This window comes from Pectobacterium betavasculorum, from assembly GCF_000749845.1.
Taxonomy (GTDB): Bacteria; Pseudomonadota; Gammaproteobacteria; order Enterobacterales; family Enterobacteriaceae; genus Pectobacterium; species Pectobacterium betavasculorum.
The window spans coordinates 1-383 of record NZ_JQHM01000071.1 but is presented as its reverse complement, the minus strand read 5'-3'; the positions used below and the strand labels follow the sequence as shown (position 1 = coordinate 383).

General features: G+C 56.1%; 1 rRNA gene. It reads left to right on the top strand.

The window, feature by feature from the left end:
• The first annotated feature begins 1 nt into the window (after nt 1).
• Nucleotides 2–117: ribosomal RNA gene (gene rrf / locus KP22_RS21145) — 5S ribosomal RNA — on the top strand.
• The last annotated feature ends 266 nt before the right edge of the window (nt 118–383 follow it).

Below are 383 nucleotides of genomic sequence, written 5' to 3'. Positions count from 1 at the left end.
GCCTGGCGGCGATAGCGCGGTGGTCCCACCTGACCCCATGCCGAACTCAGCAGTGAAACGCCGTAGCGCCGATGGTAGTGTGGGGTCTCCCCATGTGAGAGTAGGGAACTGCCAGGCATCAAATAAAACAAAAAGCCCAGTCGGAAGACTGGGCTTTTTGTTTTATCTGTAGTTTATTGGTGAGCGCGCTCTGGAGCAGGACAAATCCGCCGGGAGCGGATTGGCACGTTACGAAGCAACGGCCCGAAGGGTGTCGGACAGGACGCCTGCGATAAACAGCCAGATATCAAACGAGTGGAAAGCCCCTGTCGAAGACCGGGGCTTTTTGCTATGTGACATTTTGGAGGGAGGACTGGGAGAGCGTATCCACGTATCTCTGTCGC